Here is a 19,578-nt window from a genome sequence, read left to right as displayed (position 1 = left end):
CAACAACCGCAGCCGCAGCACCCAGACCCGCAAACGCACCAACAGCTAATCGTCACCTTCTTGTTGTCATTCCTCTTTTTTCTGTTGTCATTCCCGAAGGGAATCTGCGTTTTCTGCAATAAGGAAATTCACTATGTCCGTCATTCTCGAAACCCTGCCCGTCGGCCAAAAAGTCGGCATCGCCTTCTCCGGCGGCCTCGACACCAGCGCCGCGCTTCACTGGATGAAGCAAAAGGGCGCAATCCCCTACGCCTACACCGCCAACCTCGGCCAGCCCGACGAAGCCGACTACGACGCCATCCCGCGCAAAGCCATCGAGTACGGGGCCGAAAAAGCCCGCCTCATCGACTGCCGCGGCCCGCTCGTCCGCGAAGGCATCGCCGCACTCCAGGCCGGAGCGTTCCACATCACCACCGCGGGAGTCACCTACTTCAACACCACACCCATCGGCCGCGCCGTCACCGGCACCATGCTCGTCACCGCCATGAAGGAAGACGACGTCAACGTCTGGGGCGACGGCTCCACCTTCAAGGGCAACGACATCGAGCGATTCTACCGCTACGGTCTGCTCGTCAACCCGGACCTCAAGGTCTACAAGCCCTGGCTCGACGCCGCCTTCATCGACGAACTCGGCGGCCGCGCCGAGATGTCTGCCTTCATGCAGCGCTCCGGCTTCGCCTACAAGATGTCCGCTGAGAAAGCGTACTCCACCGACTCCAACCTCCTCGGCGCAACACACGAAGCCAAAGACCTCGAGCATCTTTCCACCAGCATGAAGATCGTCGCCCCCATCATGGGCACAGCCTTCTGGCGCGAAGACGCCGCCATCAAGCCCGAAGAGATCACCATCCGCTTCGAAGAAGGCTTCCCCGTCGCGCTCAACGGCAAGGACTTCCCCGACCCGGTCGAGCTTCTCCTCGAAGCCAACCGCATCGGCGGCCGCCACGGCCTCGGCATGAGCGACCAGATCGAGAACCGCATCATCGAAGCCAAGTCGCGCGGCATCTACGAAGCCCCCGGCCTCGCGCTGCTCTTCATCGCCTACGAGCGCCTCATCACCGGCATCCACAACGAGGACACCATCGAGCAGTACCGCGAAAACGGCCGCAAGCTCGGCCGCCTCCTTTATCAAGGCCGCTGGTTCGACCCGCAAGCCATCATGCTCCGCGAAGCCGCGCAGCGCTGGGTCGCCAAGCCCGTCACCGGCACGGTCACGCTCGAGCTGCGCCGCGGCAACGACTACTCAATCCTCAACACCGAAAGCCCGAACCTGACCTTCGCCCCCGAGCGCCTCTCGATGGAGAAGACCGAATCCACCTTCTCCCCACGAGACCGCATCGGCCAGCTCACCATGCGCAACCTAGACATCACCGACACCCGCGCCAAGCTCCAGACCTACGCAAAGTCAGGTCTCATCAACCTAAGCAAAGGCTCCGAGATGCCACACCTCAACAGCAACAACGAACAGAAACAATGAGAATCCCAGACCGATTATTGAAGTGTGTTGGCTTCATTAGCCGAGACCAGGTGAATCTCGACTACAGGGCAAGTGCGTTCGTGGTTTCGGTTCCTCATGATGAACATAACGGATGCTTACATCTAGTAACGGCGAAGCATGTTGCAATCAGATTGCAGAGGGGTGAAGCGGTAATTGCCTTCAACGGGAAAGATGGCCTTCCTCTGTGGATGAGCAATGGTGACCGAGTACCATGGTTTTTCCATCCTGATGAAACTGTGGATGTTGCAATTCTGCCCATGGCATCACTTCGACTTAATGAGTACGACTATCAAGATATTTCGACAAATCTCTTCCTTACTTCCGCCCGAAGTGAAGAATATGAGATCGGATGCGGAGATGACGTATTCACCATAGGCCTGTTTACCCCGTTTACGGGAGTCCTACGCTTCACTCCGATAGTGAGAACTGGCGTTATAGCGATGATGCCAGACGGGAGGGTACATCATCCCGAGTTCGGCAGTATGGAAGCTTACCTAACGGAAAGCAGATCCCTTGGTGGCCTAAGTGGCTCTCCGGTCTTCGTACGGGATACGGTCAGCGTTCAAGGCGTCAATACAGAAGGAAAACCCCGCCCCTTTTCAGCTCCCGCTGGATTTCACCTTCTTGGTTTGCTCTCCGGACATTGGGATGCGCCCGGGACAACGCGTCATAGTGCGGGTTTGAATATGGGTATTTCACTTGTAGTGCCAGCTGCAAAGATTCTCGAAGCGTTGTCCTCGCCCTCGCTAACAGCCTTGCGGGAAGAAGCATTCCAACGAGGACTGATTCCAGAAGCTAGTAACGTTGGTCAGAGCACACAGGAAATTAGCTGCGATGGAGAAGGTTGAAATGTCGAACCAACAACAACCCGCCAAAATGTGGTCCGGACGTTTCCGCGAGCCACTCGACCGCACCTTCGAGCAGTGGCAGCGCAGCTTCCCCTTCGACTGGCGCTTACTCCCGCAGGAGGTCGCCGCGAGTAAGGCCCACGCGCAGACCATCGCCGCCGCCGGCATCCTCACGCCCGACGAGCTCACCCGCATGCTCGACGGCCTCGACGCCGTCGCCCAACGCCCCACCAACTGGGCGCACCGCATCTCCGTCACCTCCGGCCAGGTAGACTACGAGACCTCGAACGCCCAGATCGCCGCAGCCATCATCGCCAGCGCACCGCAGGCCGAGGACATCCACCACTACGTCGAGCTCGAACTCACCAAAGAGATCGGCGCGCTCGCCCTCAAGCTCCACACCGGCCGCAGCCGCAACGAGCAGATCGCCACCGACATGCGCCTCTTCGTGCGCGAGGCTATAGACCACTGCCTCCGCGGCCTTGAAAGCTGGGCCGAAGCTCTCCTCACGCTCGCCGAAGCCAACGCCGAAGCCGTCATGCCCGGCTACACCCACCTCCAGCGCGCCGAGCCCGTCCTGATCGCGCACTGGCTCCTCGCCTACGTCAGCATGATCGAGCGCGACCTCTCGCGCTTCGCCGACGCCCGCGCCCGCATGAACTTCTGCCCACTCGGCTCGGGAGCCATCGCCGGAGCGACCCTCGCGCTCGACCGCACCATCGCCGCACGCGCCCTCGACTTCACCGCGCCCACGCCGAACTCCATCGACGCAACCAGCGACCGCGACTTCATGCTCGACTTCGCACAGGCAGCCAGCACACTCGGCCTGCACATCTCGCGCTTCGCCGAAGAGATCACGTTGTACGCCACCGCCGAATTCAACTTCGTCGAACTCCCCGAAGCCTTCTCCACCGGCAGCTCCGCGATGCCGCAGAAGAAAAACCCCGACCTCACCGAGCTTGCCCGCGGCAAATCCGCACGTCTCCTCGGCGCATCCACCGCGCTCTCCACGCTCGTCAAAGGCCTCCCGCTCGCCTACAACAAAGACCTCCAGGAGGGCCAGGAGCAAATCTTCGATATCGCCGACACGCTCACCGGCCTGCTCAGCGTGCTGCCCAACTTCACACACGCGCTCAAATTCCGCTCCGCAGGCATGAAGACCGCCGCCACCACCGGCTATCTCAACGCAATGGCCGCGGCCACGTACCTCACGCACAAAGGCGTTCCCTTCCGCAAAGCACACGAAAAGATAGGCAACGCCGTTCGCTTCGGCCTCGAAAGCAACCGCGAGCTTAACGAACTCACGCTCGCCGAACTTAACCAGTTCGGTCCCGAGTTTGGCGAAGACTTCTACGAATCAATTACCCTAGAAGCAACGCTGGATTGCCACGATGTCGCCGGCGGCACGGCGCGGCACCGGGTCAGGCAGGCACTCGCCGAAGCCCGCAAGCGTCTGGCAGGAAACGTGGTGGAAAGGTAAGCAGAACGAACGATGTCGGTCTTTAGTCCATTGCAGCCGGTCAGTGAATCAACGTCCTCGTCGCGTCCCCGCGTAGGCGGAGCCACCGTGCGGCAGGCGAAGCTGCCCGATGCAGTCAACATCTTCGACCTCGTCAACTCGCTCTCCGGCGACGGCACCCTGCTGCGCCGCACCTACGCCGAGATCTGCGAAAACGTCCGCGACTTCACCGTAGCCGAATCCGAAAGCGGAGTCTTCCTCGGCTGCGGTGCGCTCCACCTCTACGGCCCGCACCTCGCCGAAGTCCGCTCCATCGTCGTCAAGCCCGAAGCCAAAGGCCAGGGCGCAGGCGGCAAACTGCTCCGCGCGCTGCTTGCCGAAGCCGAAGAGCAAAGCGTCACCGCTGTCTGCCTCTTCACCCGCATCCCCGACTTCTTCTTCCACTTCGGCTTCCGCGTCGTCGACCGCACCACCCTGCCCGACAAGATCTACAAAGACTGCCAGAACTGCCCGCGCCTCTACGCCTGCGACGAAGTCGCCATGGTACGCGGCCCGCTCCCCAAAATAGCAGTCCTCGGCCCCAGCAAGATCGCCGAACCTGAACTGGTCAAGCTCCAGACCGGCGTCATCTCCTCCGACCGCTAACTGCCGTCATTTTCATTTTGACCCTGTTAGCGAACTTATGTTCGCATTCTGAGCGCAGTAGCCTGCCCTGAGCGAAGTCGAATGGGAAGCCCCCCGCATTTTGCTCACATCTGCACGGCGTTTGCACGTTCCCCAAACCCACGTCGTCTCGACCGGAGCGGCGCAACGCGCAGCGAAGGAATCTGCTGTTCTCCCCCCACAACCCACGTCATCTCGACCGGAGCGGCGCAACGCGCAGCGGAGTGGAGAGACCCCCGCATTTTGCCGCAGCAGCACAAATCCGGGTAGGAATAAACACACTCCATCTGCCCGGCTGTACATTTCCATTCCGTAGCGTAGCGAAGGAATCCGCTGTTGCTTCATCCGCCACGAACGCCCGGGCGCCCCACCGTCAGCGCCTACCAGCTCCCCCGCTCGCCGAACAGATCAATCACCCGCGCCAGCCTCAGCGAACCGTTCTCCCAGTTCGCCCGCAGCCCGAGCTCCACGCGATCGGCATCGCCCTCGGCAATCCCGCGAATAATCTCCTCATGCTCGTCGGTCGATAAATGCAGATCGTCAATAATCGAGCTGGCATACAACCGCCAGTAGCGTTCCGTCTGCGGCTCAATCGCGCCATGCAGCGCCGCGAGCCTGGGCCCCGCGCCCGCGCTCACAATCAGCCGGTGAAAGCTGCGGTCCAGGTCGAAGATCCCGCCCGCACCCGACGACTTCGTTCCCGAGATCGTCGTCAACTCCCGATTGATCGCCTCCAACTGTTCCACAATCGCCGCTCGCTCAGCCTTCGGCAGAGCAGCCGTCTGCCGCCCGGCCATGCCCTCAATCCGCCCGATGATCGCATACAGCTCATTCGCATCATCCTTCGTCAGCGGAGCGACAAACATCCGTGACTTGCTCACGTTCTTATGCTCGTGGACATAGCCCTCGCGCTGCAGCCAGTGCAGCGCCCCGCGCACCGGCGTCCGGCTCATGCCCAGATGCTTGGCCAGGTCGCCTTCGACAATCCACGTCCCCGGCGACAGCTTCCCATGCACAATCAGTTCCCGAATCCCTTGAAACGCCGTCCGCAGACTCGTCCCATGCTCCGCTTTATTCGAGCGTCTCACTCTCTTTGCCGAAGGTGAAGCCGTTGGCATCGTCAAACCCGCCAGTTCTTTAAGGTCCGCACGCCCGGTCGAAAACACATCGCCGACGCACGGCTTTAGACTAACCGATTTTTAGTACAAGATTGGATGCATTCTGTAAATTCAAGCGTACAATCGCTGGTGCAGACCTGTGCTATAGTCTATGTATTCAAGATTGTCTACATTGTAAATGCCTATAAACGAGTCAATTCGCCGCATCCACGTCCTCGACTCCCACACCGCCGGTGAGCCCACCCGCCTCGTCCTCTCCGGCGGCCCAGACCTCGGCACCGGACCCCTCTCCGACCGCCTCCGCAGCCTCCAGCGCGACTACGACTCCTTCCGCACCGCCGTCGTCAACGAGCCCCGCGGCTCCGATGTCCTCGTTGGCGCTCTGCTCCAGGAGCCCTCCGACCCCACCTGCGACGCCGGCGTCATCTTCTTCAACAACGTCGGCTACCTCGGCATGTGCGGACACGGCACCATCGGCCTCATCGTCTCGCTCGCACATCTCGGCAAAATCTCTCCCGGCACCCATCGCATCGAAACCCCGGTAGGCATCGTCACCACCACGCTCCACGCCTCCGGAGCCGTTACCGTCGAGAACGTCCCCAGCTACCGCCACGCCGCGAACGTTCCAGTCAACATCCCCGGCCACGGCTCCATCACCGGAGACATCGCCTGGGGCGGCAACTGGTTCTATCTCGTCGAAGACCACAGCCAGGACCTCTCGCTTCCCAACGCTGCCGCACTCACCAGCTACACCTCCGCCATCCTCGACGCACTCGCCGCCCAGAACATCACCGGGGCCGACGGCGCACCCATCGACCACATCGAACTCTTCTCTCCCGGCGACGCCACGCACGAGAGCACCAACTTCGTCCTCTGCCCCGGCAAGGCCTACGACCGCTCTCCCTGCGGCACCGGTACCAGCGCCAAGCTCGCCTGCCTCTACGCCGAAGGCAAGCTCGCCCCCGGAGCCATCTGGCGTCAGCGCGGCATCCTGGGCTCGGTCTTCGAAGGCAGCTTCCGCCTGAACGGAAGCAACGGAAGCAGCAACGGCACCATCGTCCCCAGCATCACCGGCACGGCCCACATCACCGCCGAGGCCACGCTGCTGCTCGACCCCGCCGACCCCTTCTGCATGGGGATAGCCACATGAACTCCGCAGCCGATGTCGTCATCCTCGGCTGCGGCATCGTAGGCGCGGCAACGGCCCTCGAGTGCGCCCGCGCCGGCATGTCTGTCACCGTCATCGAGCAGGACACCCCAGGCAGCGGAGCCACAGCAGCCGGCATGGGCCACATCGTCGTCATGGACGACTCCCCCGCGCAGCTTGCCCTCACCACCTACTCCCGCTCCCTCTGGAACCAGCTCGCCCCCGAGCTTCCCCCCAGCGTCGAGTACAGCCAGTGCGGCACCATCTGGGTCGCAGCCGACGCCGACGAAATGGCCGAGGTCCATCGCAAGCTCGCCTGCTACGCCGCCGCCGGAGTCGACGCCGAAGCCATCAACCCCGACGAACTCCGCGAAGCCGAGCCCAACCTCCGCCCCGCCCTCGCCGGCGGACTCCGCGTGCCCGCCGACGCCGTGCTCTACCCACCCGCCGCCGCCGCGTTCTTCATGGACCAGGCCTGCCGCCACAACGCCCGCCTCGTCTACGGACGCTGCCTCTCTGCCGCGCACGGCGAAGTCCGCCTCGAAGACGGAACCAGACTCCACGCAGACATCATCGTCAACGCCGCCGGCGCAGTCTCGCCCGATCTCACTCCCGGCATCTCCGTCAAAAAGCGCAAAGGGCACCTCGTCATCACCGACCGCTACCCCAACTTTCTCAACCACCAGCTCGTCGAACTCGGCTATCTCAAAAGCGCGCACTCCACCACAGCGGACTCCATCGCCTTCAACGTGCAGCCGCGCCTCACCGGCCAGATCCTCATCGGCTCCTCGCGCCAGTTCGACGCCGAGGACAACGAGGTCGATCGCGGCATCGTCGCCGACATGCTCGAACGCGCCGCACTCTACATGCCCGCCATCTCCAAACTTTCGGCCTTGCGCATCTGGTCTGGCTTCCGCGCTGCCACACCCGACAAGCTCCCGCTCATCGGCCCCACCGAAGACCCCACCGTCTTCCTCGCCACCGGACACGAGGGCCTCGGCATCACCACCTCGCTCGCCACCGCGCGCCTGCTTACAGACCACCTGCTCCAGCGCCCGTCCCCCATCGCGCCCGAGCCCTACCTCCCCTCGCGCCTCGCCGTCGGAGCCGCTCATGTCTAACACCAGACTCACGTCATCTCGACCGAAGGACGTCCGGGTGCCCCATCTTCGACGCAGCTTCATCGCGCCTAAGGTGGGGTCCAACGTCACTCCTGACACCACGCCATCTCGACCGAAGGCGGCGCTCTTTGCCGCCGCAGTGGAGAGACCCCCGTATTTCGCCTTTCGGTGGCAGAGCACGGCTTTAGCCCCGCGAAAATCCCAGCAACTTCAAGGGAATTTAGTAACTGGCCTTTCTGCAAACCCTGCCCGAGGCACTCTTTCCGCATCTTGTTAACCCGCTGAGGGAATTTCTGTGAACCAACACTCCTCTCCAACATCGACTGCAACACAACCCATCCACCTCACTCTCGACGGCCAACCCATCACCGTCGAACCCGGATCGACCGTCGCAGTCGCCATCGCTATCGCAGGCCGCACCTGCCGCACCTCCATCACGGGCGAGCCGCGCGGCCCACTCTGCGCCATGGGCATCTGCTTCGAGTGCCGCGCCACCATCAACGGCATCGCCCACCGCCGCACCTGTCAGGTCGTCTGCGAACCGGGCATGGACATCGTGACCCAATGACCGAGCACTTCCCCATTCTCGTCGTCGGAGCAGGCCCCGCAGGCATCGCCGCTGCCGTCTCGGCCGCTGAAGCAGGCAGCCGCGTCGCCCTCATCGACGACAACCCCGAACCCGGCGGCCAGATCTGGCGCGCCGAACGCAACCAACCCGGCCCGGACGTCACGCACGGCGGCAACGCCGCACACTGGCGCAATCGCCTCGCCGCCGCCTCCGTCACACGCCTGCAAGGCTGGTCCGTCTTCGACCAGCCCGAACCCATGACCCTCCGCGCCGAACGCGAAGGCCGCGCCGCAGACTTCTCCGCCGACCGCATCATCCTCGCCACCGGCGCGCGCGAACGATTCCTTCCCTTCCCCGGCTGGACGCTGCCCAACATTATGGGCGTCGGCGCACTCCAGGCCATGGTCAAATCCGGCCTGCCCATTCGCGGCAAACGAGTCGTCATCGCCGGCAGCGGCCCGCTCCTGCTTGCCGTTGCACACACGCTCCACGCCGCCGGGGCTAACGTCGTCGCCATCGCCGAACAAGCGCCACTCTCCAGCCTGGCTGCCTTCACCGCATCGCTCGCAACCAGCCCATCCAAACTCGTGCAAGGCCTCCGCTACAAAGCCGCAACCCTCGGCGTGCCATTCCACACCGGCAGTTGGCCGCTTCGCGCACACGGCACAGACCGCGTCACCTCCGTCGTCCTCTCCCTCAAAGGAAGGGCCAAAGAAATCCCCTGCGACTATCTCGCGGTGGGCTTCCACCTCGTTCCCAACATCGAACTCCCCGCCATGCTAGGCTGCCGCATCGAAGACGGCTTCGACGCTGACTTCGTCGCCGTCGATGACCTCCAGCACACCTCCATCCCCGGCATCTTCTGCGCCGGAGAACCCACCGGCATCGCCGGCCTCGAAGCGTCGCTCCTCGAAGGCGAGATCGCCGGCCTCACCGCCGCCGGACGCACCTTAAAAGCACAGCATCTCGTCCCGCGCAAACGCGCAGCCTCGCGCTTCGCCGCACGTCTCGCCCGCGCCTTCAGCCTCCGCCCCGAACTCAAATCCATCCCGCAGGACAACACCATCGTCTGCCGCTGCGAAGACGTCACCCTCGGCGTACTGCGCCCGCATCCCACCTGGCGCGCCGCCAAGCTCCACACCCGCTGCGGCATGGGCCCCTGCCAGGGACGCATCTGCGGCGCGGCCACCAGCTTCCTGCTCGACTGGAACCCGAGCTCCGTCCGCCCTCCCATGCTCCCCACCCTCGTCTCCAGCCTCACCTCCACCGAAGTCTCCCGCTAACCCCACTCACCTTCCACGCATCTTGCATTTCCCTTCCCCACCCTGCGCGAAGGGGAAGGGGAAGGAATCCGTTGTTCTCTTCCACCTCGCCACCACATCACGTCATCTCGACCGAAGGCGGCGCTTTTGCCGCCGCAGCGGAGAGATCCCCGCATTCCGCTTTTCTCCTCGCTCGCAGGCACAAACAAAAACATGTCAAGCCCCCAATCCTCTAAACTCCCTCCCAACCACCACATCGCAAACCAGATATTCCCCACACCAACCTGGCGGTTTAGTTTTCATTGATCCGTAAAATAGAAGTAGGGGGAAATCCAAACAACATGGCAAGAAAAAATCCCGCTCCCCAATCAAGCCCCCAAAAAGCGCCAAAGGCGCGCCCCAGGCACAGCTCCGCAGATACGGGGAGGTCCGGACCTAACCCCTTTAGAACATGGATTTTGAGTACTTAATAGGGGGAGGGGGGTACTACCCCGCCCGCAGCGCCCGCCGCAGCACAAAATACACCGGCACCCCGGCCGCGACAATAATCACCCCCGGCCAGGTCGTCCCAGCCCGGTAAGCAAACAACGCCACCAGAATCACCGACGCGCCCGCGATATACAAACCCGGCAGCCACGGATACCCCCACGCCCGGTACGGACGGTGAGCGTCCGGTCGCGTCCGTCTCAGCCGGAACAGCCCCGCGATGGTCAGGATGTAAAAGAACAGCGCAGCCGAGATCACATAGTCCAGCAGATTGCTGTAAAGATTCCCGTAAGCATGAGTCAGCGGATTGATCGTCCGAGGCAGCACCAGCAGCGCCGCCCATAGCCCCTGAATCGCCAAACCCCACGCCGGGACTCCGGCCCGGTTCAGTCGCCCGGCCGAAGGAAAGAACAGCCGGTCCTGCGCAATCGCATAGCAAGCCCGCGCACCCGCCAGCGTCAGCGCATTCACCGTCCCGAAGGTCGAAACCATAATTGCCGCCGCCATCAGCGCCGGCCCCAGATGAGGAAAGATCGTCTGCAACACCGCCGTGCCCACGCGGTCGCTCGGCGCAGCCTGAATCGACGAGAGCGGTAGGCTCGCCAGGTAGCCCACATTGCAGAACAGATACAGCACAATCACCGTCACCGTACCGATCAAAAGCGCCAGCGGCAGATTGCGATGCGGATTCTTCACCTCCGCCGCAACGAACGTGATGTCATGCCACGAGTCAGCCGAGAACAGCGACCCGGTCTGCGAGATGCATACCGCAATAAACAACCCGAACGCCGTCGTCGCGCTCAGCCCAGCCGCCAGCGGAGCCGCTCCACGCACCGCCCACGGATGCGCAAAGTTCGCAGAGATCGCCGCGTGGTTCGCGCACACCGTCAGCCCCAGCACGATCAGCGCACCCAGCCCGCCCAGCTTCGCCACCGTAAACACATTCTGAATGATCTTGCCGTACTTCAACCCCAGCGCATTCGCCGCAGTCAGAAACACAATCACCACAATCGCCAGCAACTGCGCCGTCGAAAGCGAGAAGGCATAGTGTCCGCCCAGATCATGCGGAGCCACCAGATAGTTCGTCTCCGAGACCGAAGGAAACAGCACCCCCGAGAACCGCGCAAACGCAATCGCCACCGCCGCGATCGAGCCGGTCTGAATCACCGTCCACAGCGTCCACCCATACAAAAATCCCCACAGCGGCGAGAACGCCTCCCGCAGATAGACATACATTCCGCCCGCATGAGGCAGCATCGCCGCCAGCTCGCCATACGAGAGCGCGCCCGCCACCGTCAGCACGCCCGTAATCGCCCACGCCACCAGCAGCCAGCCCGAGCTGCCAATCTGCCGCGACATCTCCGCCGAAACGATGAAGATGCCCGACCCCACCATAATCCCCACCACCACCATCACCGAGTCGAACAGCCCAAGCCCCCGCTTGAAACCCTCCTCGGTCGTCGCCTCCGCCACCTCTGCCGGCATCCCGTCCACCCTCACAAAATATCGAATTGAGCGGGCGACTCCGCACGAACGGAATCGCCCGCTTGAACACCACCAGAGACTCTACACGGTCTTCGGGTTCACCTTCCAGTAAACCGAGTACCGCTCATCCATCAACTGATACAGCGGAATCAGCTCCGTCTCCTTCGCCTGCCCAACCGTGCGGAACTTCAGCTTCTCGCCCGCAACCGGCTCAACCCACTTCGCCTGGTGAACGTCCTCGGCAACAGCCTCAGGCATAGCAATCGGAGCCTCACGTCTCATGCGCGGCGCGTTCGGCCCGTAGATCATGTTGTGAGTCAGCCCGTCGTTACCCAGCTTCGCGGCCAGCACCAGCGGCCCGTACATCGGAGCCTGAACGGAGCCGTCGTCCGGCGTCGGCGCGGTGTGCAGATGCATCGGCAACGCGACCTCAACCTTGTCCCCCTGCTTCCACCTGCGCTTCAGCGCCACGTAGCTCGACGGAGTAGCCTTCACCTTCTCGACCTTCCCGTTCACCTTGATGACGACGCCCTCGGTTGCCCAGTAAGGAATGCGTACATGCATGGTCATCGACGTCGGACGCTCCGCCTGCACGGTCAGCGTCGTGCCCTCTTCCTCAGGGAAGTTCGTGTCCTGAATCACACTGAGCTTCTTCTCCGGCCACTTCACCTCGGAGCCGATAAAGAGGTTCACATACAGATCACGCTTGTCATGGAAATAGATCGAGTCGTTCGTCTTGGCATACTCCTCGACGCCCGTGCCCGTGCAGCACCAGAACGCATCCGTCGGCGTGCCGAACGTCTTCCACGCGCCGGGCCTCAGCGGCACGTAGTACATCAACATGCCGTCCTTATCCTGCGTGCCCAGCCGCACGTTGAAGAGCAGCCGCTCGTAGTAGTCCATCACGCGCGGATCAATCGTCCAGCCATAGACGTGACGCCCCAGCTTCATCATGTTGTAGCTACAGCAGCACTCCTCGGCAGCGGGCCCAAGGTGCTGCGAGAGCTGTCCCGCAGCCTGCCAGCCTTCGCCGTCGCTGGTGCCTCCGGTTGCATACGTATGCTGTGCAACCACCTCGTGGAAGAAGTAGTCCGCGATGGTGTGGTCGCGGTCTTCAGCAGTCAGCTCGTAACCACGCGCCGCGCTGATGGCCTGCGGAATATGCGTATTCGCGTGCAGGCCAGCGAGGTGATCTTCACGTGCGGCCAGCGGATCGAAGAATGCCTTCTTGCTGAACCGCTTGCCCAGCGTCATGTACTTTTCCTTACCCGTCACGGCGTATAGGTTGTACGAGACCTCAGACATGCCGCCGAACTCGACCCGCAGGACGCGCTGGAAATCATCCTCAGGAATGGGAGCCGACCACGCATCGGCCCAGTCGGCCATGCGCTCGCACGAGGCCAGCGCCTGCTCGTTGCCGCAGTGGACGTACATATCCAGCATTCCGGCCATGATCTTGTGATACGTGTAGAAGGGCGCCCACACACGCTCATGCGCCTTCAGCCGGTCGTAAAAGTTCTCCGGATATGCGCCGAGATAGCCATTCTCCTTCTGACACTTAATCAGCTCTGTCACCAGGTCGTTCGCCTTCGCGCGTAGCGCCTCGTCCTTTGTGCTCGCATACATCAGCGCGCAGCCCGAGAGATAATGCCCGCCCGCGAAGTGTCCGCGCAGCTCGCAGTCCGGGGCCTCCCATCCGCCCAGCGGCTCCGCCGTCGAAGGCAGTCCTGCCGTAACGCGAAACATGTGCAGCAGGCGGTCGTTCGGCAGCGAGGCAAGATACTTCCCGTTGATATCCATCGCGTTTTTGAGCAGCCCTTCGCGCAGTTGTACCTGCGTCATCGGAAACGGCTCGACCTTCCAGAGAACTTTTTCGTACCCCACATGATTGTTGCTGCGCGGAATGTCGAGCACAGCATCCTGTCCGAACGCAACGCCCTTGCGCGCCATTGCCAAAGCAGCGGCCGCTCCGGCTGCCGTCGAGAGAAACCGCCTGCGCGAAACCTGATCGAACTCCATGATTGCCATCTCCTTATGCTGCTTTTGACGGTGACGATATAACGTTTACTCGTCCAAGACAATGTAACCCAACGGATGCATCATTGTATACATTTTCAGTTCATTTCTTCTTTAACACCCCTTTTGTCGCCATTCCCGAAGGGAATCTGCGTTTGGCGTCGCCCCGCGTCCAGCTCCACCTCGATAGAAACTTCACATCTAAGGGTTAGACGCACTCGACTTCGCCGAGTTCTCTGACAGCAGCCGCGAGAGCGCCTGAAGACACTCCCGAGATTTGTCGCGTTCCCCCGTTTGCCGGTAGGCACTGGCCAGGCTCGTATAGACGGCAGGATTGCGCGGCTCCAGCCTCCGGCCAATCTCAAGATGAACCACCGCGTCCTTCGCACGGCCCTCCATTAAATAGAGTTTGCCAAGCGCAATCTGCGAGGTCGAGTAGGCAGGCTGCGCGGCCACCGAAGCCTCAAGCGCCTCACGTGCCTCCGCGAACTGCGGCTGTCCCGGCGCGGCCCCTGCGTGCATCAGAACAGTGCCGAGCAGCGAGAGCATCTGGTAATCGCGGTGTCCGGCCTTGATGCCCTCTTGCGCAACCGCCAGCGCATCAGCCAATCGATCTTCATAAAGTCGCTCCTGCACCAGCGCCAGATAGCCGATGTCGCTGCCGGGAGCAAGTTTGGCGGCAGCGGCAAACTCCGGCTTCGCCTCATCGAGCCGGTCGAGCCGCGCGAGAAAGACGGCCCGCTCGTAGTGCAGCCGCGCCGAGTCAGGCATATTCCGCAAGCCGAGATCGACGACGCGGAGGCCCAGTTTGTAGTCGTAGTGATCGGTGCAGGCATCGGCGACGTAGGCGTAGAGCTTCTCGTCCTTCGGCGTATCGTGCGCGGCGTCTTCCAGTGCTTTATAAGCAGCGTCGGATTGCCCATCGCCCGCATAAGACTGCGCGAGCAGATTGTTCACCGCAGCCGTGTTGTGTCCCTCTGCGCGAAGGCCGGCGAGCGCGCGGATCGCTTGCTTGAACTGGCCCGTGCCGTAGTAGCAGAGCGCAAGATTGAACCCCGCCGCGTAATCCTCTGGCGCGCTCTCGTGTGCCTTCGTCAGATACGGAATCGCTTCGGCGAAGCGTCCCTGCCGCGTCAGGTCGATGCCCTGCTGAAGCTGACTGGCAGAGGGCGTCGCCGTATCAGCCGCGCCAGACTCAGGCGCCTGACCTCGCGCATACACAAGCAGCACGCCGCATAACAGGACCGCTATCCAAATTCCTGCGCTTCGATAGCGGCCCTGCACCATGCTTTAACCTCGGTTGCGACGCCCTGCGCCGGATGGCGGTGCAGGCGGCCCAGCGTTCCAGTCCGGCGGCTCCTGCCCAAGGATATTGTGGACGAAGAAGTCTTCGAGCTTGCGTTGTCCATACGCACCGCCCGCGCCGTGACCGCCGCCGGGAACGTAGAACAGGTCGAAGGTCTTGCCCGCTTTAATTAGACGGTCGGCAACCTGAAACGTCGAGGACGGGTCGACGTTCTGGTCCATCTCTCCGACGACGAGCATCAGCTTACCTTGCAGCCGGTAAGCATTGTCAACATTCGACGACGCGGAGTACTGCGGGCCAATCGGCCAGCCCATCCACTGCTCGTTCCACCAGATCTTGTCCATGCGGTTGTCGTGGCAACCGCTGTTCGACACGGCGACCTTGTAGAACTCCGGATGAAAGAGCAGAGCGCCCATCGCGCTCTGTCCACCCGCCGACGTACCGAAGATGCCGACGTTCGAGATGTCGTACCACGGAAACTTTTTCGCCGCAGCCTGATGCCACAGGATGCGGTCCGGAAAACCTGCGTCCTTCAGGTTCTGCCATGCGACATTGTGAAACGCGCGCGAGCGGTTGTTCGTGCCCATGCCGTCAATCTTCACGACAACAAAGCCCAGTTCGGTCAAAGGTTCAGCGCGAGTATTGAACGTCTTCGGCACGAACGAGCCCTGTGGCCCCGCGTAGATGTCTTCAATCACCGGATACTTCTTGTTCGGATCGAAGTTCGCCGGCTTATAAATCACGCCCCAGATGTCCGTCTTGCCGTCGCGTCCCTTGGCCACAAAGACCTCCGGCGCATGCCAGCCAGCCGCGAGCAGCTTCGTGATGTCGCCCTTCTCCAGCACCGCAAGCTGCTTGTTGCCGTCGGTCTGGTAGAGCGCCATCGTCGGAGCTTCATCGATGGTGGACCATGTATCCACGTAGTATTTTCCGTCGGGCGAATACTCCAGATGATGATTGCCCGGCGCTTCGGGCAACGCCGTCAGGCCCGTGCCGTCGAAGTTGATGCGATAACCGTGGACGAAGTACGGGTCTTCGCCAGGATTCATGCCGCTCGCCTCGAACCATATCTGCCGCTTCTGCTCATCGACATAGTTGACAGCGCGAACGACCCACTCGCCCTTCGTGATCTGGTTCTCGATCTTGCCCGTCTTGTCGTTGAGCAGATAGAGGTGCTCCCACCCGTCGCGCTCCGAGGCCCAGATCATCTCCTTGCCGTCGGCGATGTCATAGCGGTACTCCTTGCCCGTGTCCTGCTGGTTCATCACCAGCGGGCGATAGTCAACGAAGGTCGCACTCTCTTCCGTGACCAGGCTGCGTGCCGCGCCCGTCTTCGCGTCTACTTCAATCACGCGATAAACCTGGTGCCCGCGCTGGTTGTACTCGAACGTGAAGCCGCGGCTGTCCTTCCACCACTCGGGCCGCGAGAGATCAAACGGATTCGGAAACAACTGATTGTCGATGTCGAACTGGCGCTTCGCCGCAACATCAAACATCACCGGCTGCTGTAGGTCGAGCACGTCGCCCGGCTTGGTGTAAGGCACGGAGATGTAGAGCGGCTGCAACTGCGTGGCCGGCGACGACTCAATGTAATGCACCTCGCGGTGGTAGCCGGGACGAATGCGATACGCAACCAGATGCGTCGAGTCCGGCGACCACACCAGCGTGCGCGGCGAATAGAAGTTTCCCTCCGAGCCGTCCGTGCTCAAATCGATCGTCTGCTTGCCATCCGCCGAGCGCACAAACACGTTGTAGTTGTAGATATACGCAACCCACTTTTTGTCCGGCGAGGGCGTTGTACGGCTCGGATCATTGACGTCCTCGGCGCTCGTGTGGAAGCCATCGTCAAAACCATCGAAGTTGCGTCCGCCCGGACGCTCTGCTTTCGCGCAGGCATAGGCGGTCAGGTCGCAGCGCCAGCGCGCCATCCCGATCTGAAATTCAATCGCGGCGCGCTTCTCGGCAAACCGAAAGCGCATAAACGGCAACGTCTGTGCCTTGTAGCTCTCGCCGTCGGCCTTGCTGAGCGCCTCGGCCAGTCGCGCATGGTCGAACGGGGCCTGTTTGACGCCTGTCGTCGCATCCACCAGTACAAACTCGTGCCCGCCCTCGACAGTCTTGTTGTAGACGAAGCTGTCGCTGCCTTCCATCCACATAACGCCGTCGGCAATGTTCAGCGCCAGCCCGCGATACTTCTCATTTAGCTTCGCTGCGCGTTCATAATCTGCGCGCGTCACCGCGGCTGAAGCGATTCCCGAGACCAGCACACCCACGCTCAAAGCAACAACGAGACCCGTTCTACGCAACATCCCATCTCCTTCTTTTTGTGGAAAACCGGCAAAAACAACCGCGCCGGACGAGTCGGAAGACAGCGTCCGGCGCGAGGTAGTGATGCATGTTGGTTAGAACTCGAAGTTGCCTCGGAGTTCGATGACGCGGCCAAAGGTGCCGTTGGCCTGGTTGCTGATCACTCCGCCATGCGCAAAGCCCGTGCTCTGGATACTCCCGCTGGGACTGCCGAAGACGGGATGGTTCCATGCGTTGAGGAACTCACCCTGTAGACGGAACCGGAGCGCCTCATGAATTGGGACTGTCTTCGAGACCGACATGTCCTGATAGAAGCCGTGCGGTGCGTGCAGCCAGATGATGTTGCCAATCGTGCCGGGCGTCGTGTTGGGAGTAATGTACGTGGAGTTTGCCTTGCCCCCCGTAGCAATGTACTTGGGGTTGATCAGATTGGCGTAGGTCTTGCCGGGAACGCGATATACGCCAACTGCTTTCTGGAGGTCCGACGAGGAGATACCGTGGAGCGTGAGGCCGTTATCGCCGTAGTCGTTGAACGTCCTGTAACCACCTGTCAACCGGAACGGGGCGCCTGTCTGGAACGTGACAATCGTTCCGACGGTGATGCCGCCGAACACCTTGTCCACAACGGTATTGTTCCCAATCAGCTTTCCTTTGCCGATCGGCAGGTCGTACGTGCCGTTGATGTGCGTCACCTGCTGGAGATCGAACAGGCTCGGCCCGTATCCCTTATGCAGATCGCGCAGCGAGAAGACGGTCAACGCGCCGGTCCAGTCGTTCGGACTGGCTGTGCCGAGCGAGTGGCTCCAGGTATAGTTCGCGTCGAATTGCAGCCCCTTCCACGCGCCCTGCCGCAGGTCAACCTGCAAAGCGTTGTAGTTCGAGTAGCCTGCGGCCACCATGTAGCCCGTCGAGTTCCCCGCAGCGAACGGATTCGCCTGGAAGACGTTGATGGGATAGCCCGCACCGGCTCCGGTGTAACCGATGTTGTTCTTGCAAGGCCCGAAGCTCTGCCCAACCAGATTGCAGAAGTAAGGGACAGTGCCGTTGATACCGCTCAGCACGCTGGCAAACGAACCAGCTGCGCCAGTCTGTAGATAGCGGACGAACTGCGCATTGGTGAAGTCGCTCGCACCAGATCCGCCAAACGCAGCCGAAATCATGTGCAATGATCCCGGAGTGCCCTCGAACGATGGGCTGTTCGAGCCGTGTGCAGCAATATAAGCTGCGAGATTGGCCTGCGCCTGTTTGAACTCCGTCAGGAAGCCGTTCTCGAAGATATTCACTTCGTTCGGGTTGATGTTGATCCACTGGTGAATGGTGCGGTTGCCGTTATACCGGACCTCCAGCACGCGAGATCCCCCAAGCGAGCGTTGAATACCCAAATTCCACGACTCGCTATAGGGCTGCTGAATCTTCGGATTCAGACCATTGACACCGGGGCCGCCGACAAAGGTGTAATCCGACTGCGAAGCCGTCTCCTGATACTCCGCCGGAGCGTAGCCGAGTGGAGGAATCGGTTGGCCCAGCGACAGGCTACCCGGCGCAAACGTTCCCGGCCCGCCTGTATTGTTGGCATTCAGGAAGAAGTCCTGGAAGTAGAACGAACCGTAGTCGGCCGCGTTGTTCCAGAAGTACTGACCCGGCTCGGTAAAGCGGCGCAGGGCGAAGCCGCCGCGAATGACCGTCCCATCGCCAAACAGTGATTTGGCAAATCCGTCGGTGAACTTGGGATTCCACGCAAATCCGAAAGCAGGCTGGGGCGTAAGCCTCCACGCCTGATACGGCCGTGGATTGGTCGAAAGCACCGGATTCATGTTGCCGGGCAGATGTCCGGGCTGAAAGAGATTGCCGTTGCCTGACGGCCCGTAGATGTCCCCCGGAGAGGCTGAGTGATACGCGCCGGTCAGGTCGTGCTGCGGCACGCCGAAGTCCCAGCGCAGGCCGTAATTCAACGTGAGAGAAGGCGTCACCTTCCAGGAGTCCTCGGCAAACAATCCTGTCGAGCTGACAAGTTCGTCCAGGTTGTAAGCGCCGATCTTGTGCTCGAATTGCTTCGTCTGCTAGTTGTAGGGGAAGGTTCCGTTGATGTCCGACACCCTGCCCGCGAGGACGGCATAGAGCTGGCCCGCTTCGGCGATGGCGGAATCGTCAGCGCCGGGCATCGATGTGGTCGTGAATGCATTGAGAGCAGGATCGCCGCCTGCAAGGCCAAGATCGAAGTTGTTGTATCCCACAGGAGGGTTCCAGTAGTGGTCCTGCTCGCGGTACCACGACACGCCGAAGCTGATGGCGTG

15 protein-coding genes are annotated in these 19,578 nt (G+C 61.7%); 8 read left to right on the top strand and 7 right to left on the bottom strand.

Translation table 11 applies throughout. The features are described 5' to 3' along the window. Positions 1-133: 133 nt before the first annotated feature. From argG to VFU66_RS06400, 4 genes are read left to right on the top strand one after another with little or no spacing between them, the layout of a single operon-like run. Complete coding sequence (gene argG, locus VFU66_RS06415) at positions 134-1,477, top strand: argininosuccinate synthase (RefSeq protein ID WP_326445413.1); 1,344 nt, start codon at positions 134-136, stop codon at positions 1,475-1,477. A 50-nt stretch (positions 1,478-1,527) separates the two neighbouring features. Beyond that, the gene (locus VFU66_RS06410; RefSeq protein ID WP_326445412.1) at positions 1,528-2,346 is read left to right on the top strand and encodes a hypothetical protein; all 819 of its coding nucleotides are present in this window, start codon (positions 1,528-1,530) and stop codon (positions 2,344-2,346) included. 1 nt (position 2,347) lies between these two features. Next, positions 2,348-3,826, top strand: coding sequence for an argininosuccinate lyase (gene argH, locus VFU66_RS06405; protein WP_326445411.1), 1,479 nt, complete (start codon positions 2,348-2,350; stop codon positions 3,824-3,826). Between the two features lie 12 nt (positions 3,827-3,838). Further along, complete coding sequence (locus VFU66_RS06400; protein WP_326445410.1) at positions 3,839-4,450, top strand: GNAT family N-acetyltransferase; 612 nt, start codon at positions 3,839-3,841, stop codon at positions 4,448-4,450. 398 nt (positions 4,451-4,848) lie between these two features. On the opposite strand, the gene VFU66_RS06395 is transcribed toward VFU66_RS06400, so the two are convergent. Further along, entirely contained in the window at positions 4,849-5,556 is a 708-nt protein-coding gene (locus VFU66_RS06395) for a GntR family transcriptional regulator (protein WP_326445409.1), read from the bottom strand. Between the two features lie 208 nt (positions 5,557-5,764). Between VFU66_RS06395 and VFU66_RS06390 the strand changes: the two genes are divergently transcribed. The 4 genes from VFU66_RS06390 to VFU66_RS06375 all read left to right on the top strand — a co-directional run bounded on the left by VFU66_RS06390 (position 5,765) and on the right by VFU66_RS06375 (position 9,705). Continuing rightward, positions 5,765-6,736: a 4-hydroxyproline epimerase gene (locus VFU66_RS06390; protein WP_326445408.1), complete on the top strand. Its 972-nt coding sequence runs from the start codon at positions 5,765-5,767 to the stop codon at positions 6,734-6,736. Beyond that, the gene (locus VFU66_RS06385; RefSeq protein WP_326445407.1) at positions 6,733-7,854 is read left to right on the top strand and encodes an NAD(P)/FAD-dependent oxidoreductase; all 1,122 of its coding nucleotides are present in this window, start codon (positions 6,733-6,735) and stop codon (positions 7,852-7,854) included. The genes VFU66_RS06390 and VFU66_RS06385 overlap by 4 nt, the downstream gene beginning before the upstream one ends. A 295-nt stretch (positions 7,855-8,149) precedes the next feature. Beyond that, positions 8,150-8,422 (top strand): (2Fe-2S)-binding protein, encoded by a 273-nt coding sequence (locus VFU66_RS06380; RefSeq protein WP_326445406.1) that lies wholly within the window; start codon positions 8,150-8,152, stop codon positions 8,420-8,422. Further along, positions 8,419-9,705: an FAD/NAD(P)-dependent oxidoreductase gene (locus tag VFU66_RS06375; RefSeq protein WP_326445405.1), complete on the top strand. Its 1,287-nt coding sequence runs from the start codon at positions 8,419-8,421 to the stop codon at positions 9,703-9,705. The genes VFU66_RS06380 and VFU66_RS06375 overlap by 4 nt, the downstream gene beginning before the upstream one ends. A 465-nt stretch (positions 9,706-10,170) precedes the next feature. Here the strand turns inward: VFU66_RS06375 and VFU66_RS06370 are convergent, their stop codons facing one another. From VFU66_RS06370 to VFU66_RS06345, 6 genes are all read right to left on the bottom strand, one after another. Further along, positions 10,171-11,655 (bottom strand): APC family permease, encoded by a 1,485-nt coding sequence (locus tag VFU66_RS06370; RefSeq protein ID WP_326445404.1) that lies wholly within the window; start codon positions 11,653-11,655, stop codon positions 10,171-10,173. An 81-nt stretch (positions 11,656-11,736) separates the two neighbouring features. Then, positions 11,737-13,683 carry a glycoside hydrolase family 127 protein gene (locus tag VFU66_RS06365; protein WP_326445403.1) on the bottom strand — a complete coding sequence of 649 codons (1,947 nt, stop codon included), beginning with the start codon at positions 13,681-13,683 and terminating at the stop codon, positions 11,737-11,739. 189 nt (positions 13,684-13,872) lie between these two features. Next, positions 13,873-14,901: a tetratricopeptide repeat protein gene (locus tag VFU66_RS06360; protein WP_326445402.1), complete on the bottom strand. Its 1,029-nt coding sequence runs from the start codon at positions 14,899-14,901 to the stop codon at positions 13,873-13,875. Between the two features lie 60 nt (positions 14,902-14,961). Continuing rightward, a complete protein-coding gene (locus VFU66_RS06355; RefSeq protein ID WP_326445401.1) occupies positions 14,962-17,286 on the bottom strand; it encodes a DPP IV N-terminal domain-containing protein in 2,325 nt (774 codons plus the stop codon). Positions 17,287-17,379: 93 nt separating this feature from the next. After that, positions 17,380-19,305, bottom strand: a complete 1,926-nt coding sequence (locus VFU66_RS06350) for an outer membrane beta-barrel protein (RefSeq protein WP_524536962.1) — start codon at positions 19,303-19,305, stop codon at positions 17,380-17,382. A 39-nt stretch (positions 19,306-19,344) separates the two neighbouring features. Then, on the bottom strand, positions 19,345-19,578 hold a 234-nt coding region (locus VFU66_RS06345), incomplete at its 5' end, for a hypothetical protein (RefSeq protein WP_326445399.1).

Source organism: Edaphobacter sp., assembly GCF_035763405.1.
Taxonomy (GTDB): Bacteria; Acidobacteriota; Terriglobia; order Terriglobales; family Acidobacteriaceae; genus Edaphobacter.
The sequence above is the reverse complement of the archived record's forward strand: the minus strand, read 5'-3'. Positions and strand labels throughout refer to the sequence as shown.

What these genes read in the sequence shown, in the direction of transcription:
- argG (WP_326445413.1), top strand. Translation starts at nt 134, where the DNA reads ATGTCCGTCATTCTCGAAACCCTGCCCGTCGGCCAAAAAGTCGGCATC.
- argH (WP_326445411.1), top strand. Translation starts at nt 2,348, where the DNA reads ATGTCGAACCAACAACAACCCGCCAAAATGTGGTCCGGACGTTTCCGC.
- VFU66_RS06400 (WP_326445410.1), top strand. Translation starts at nt 3,839, where the DNA reads ATGTCGGTCTTTAGTCCATTGCAGCCGGTCAGTGAATCAACGTCCTCG.
- VFU66_RS06390 (WP_326445408.1), top strand. Translation starts at nt 5,765, where the DNA reads ATGCCTATAAACGAGTCAATTCGCCGCATCCACGTCCTCGACTCCCAC.
- VFU66_RS06385 (WP_326445407.1), top strand. Translation starts at nt 6,733, where the DNA reads ATGAACTCCGCAGCCGATGTCGTCATCCTCGGCTGCGGCATCGTAGGC.
- VFU66_RS06375 (WP_326445405.1), top strand. Translation starts at nt 8,419, where the DNA reads ATGACCGAGCACTTCCCCATTCTCGTCGTCGGAGCAGGCCCCGCAGGC.
- VFU66_RS06370 (WP_326445404.1), bottom strand. Translation starts at nt 11,655, where the DNA reads ATGCCGGCAGAGGTGGCGGAGGCGACGACCGAGGAGGGTTTCAAGCGG.
- VFU66_RS06365 (WP_326445403.1), bottom strand. Translation starts at nt 13,683, where the DNA reads ATGGCAATCATGGAGTTCGATCAGGTTTCGCGCAGGCGGTTTCTCTCG.
- VFU66_RS06355 (WP_326445401.1), bottom strand. Translation starts at nt 17,286, where the DNA reads ATGTTGCGTAGAACGGGTCTCGTTGTTGCTTTGAGCGTGGGTGTGCTG.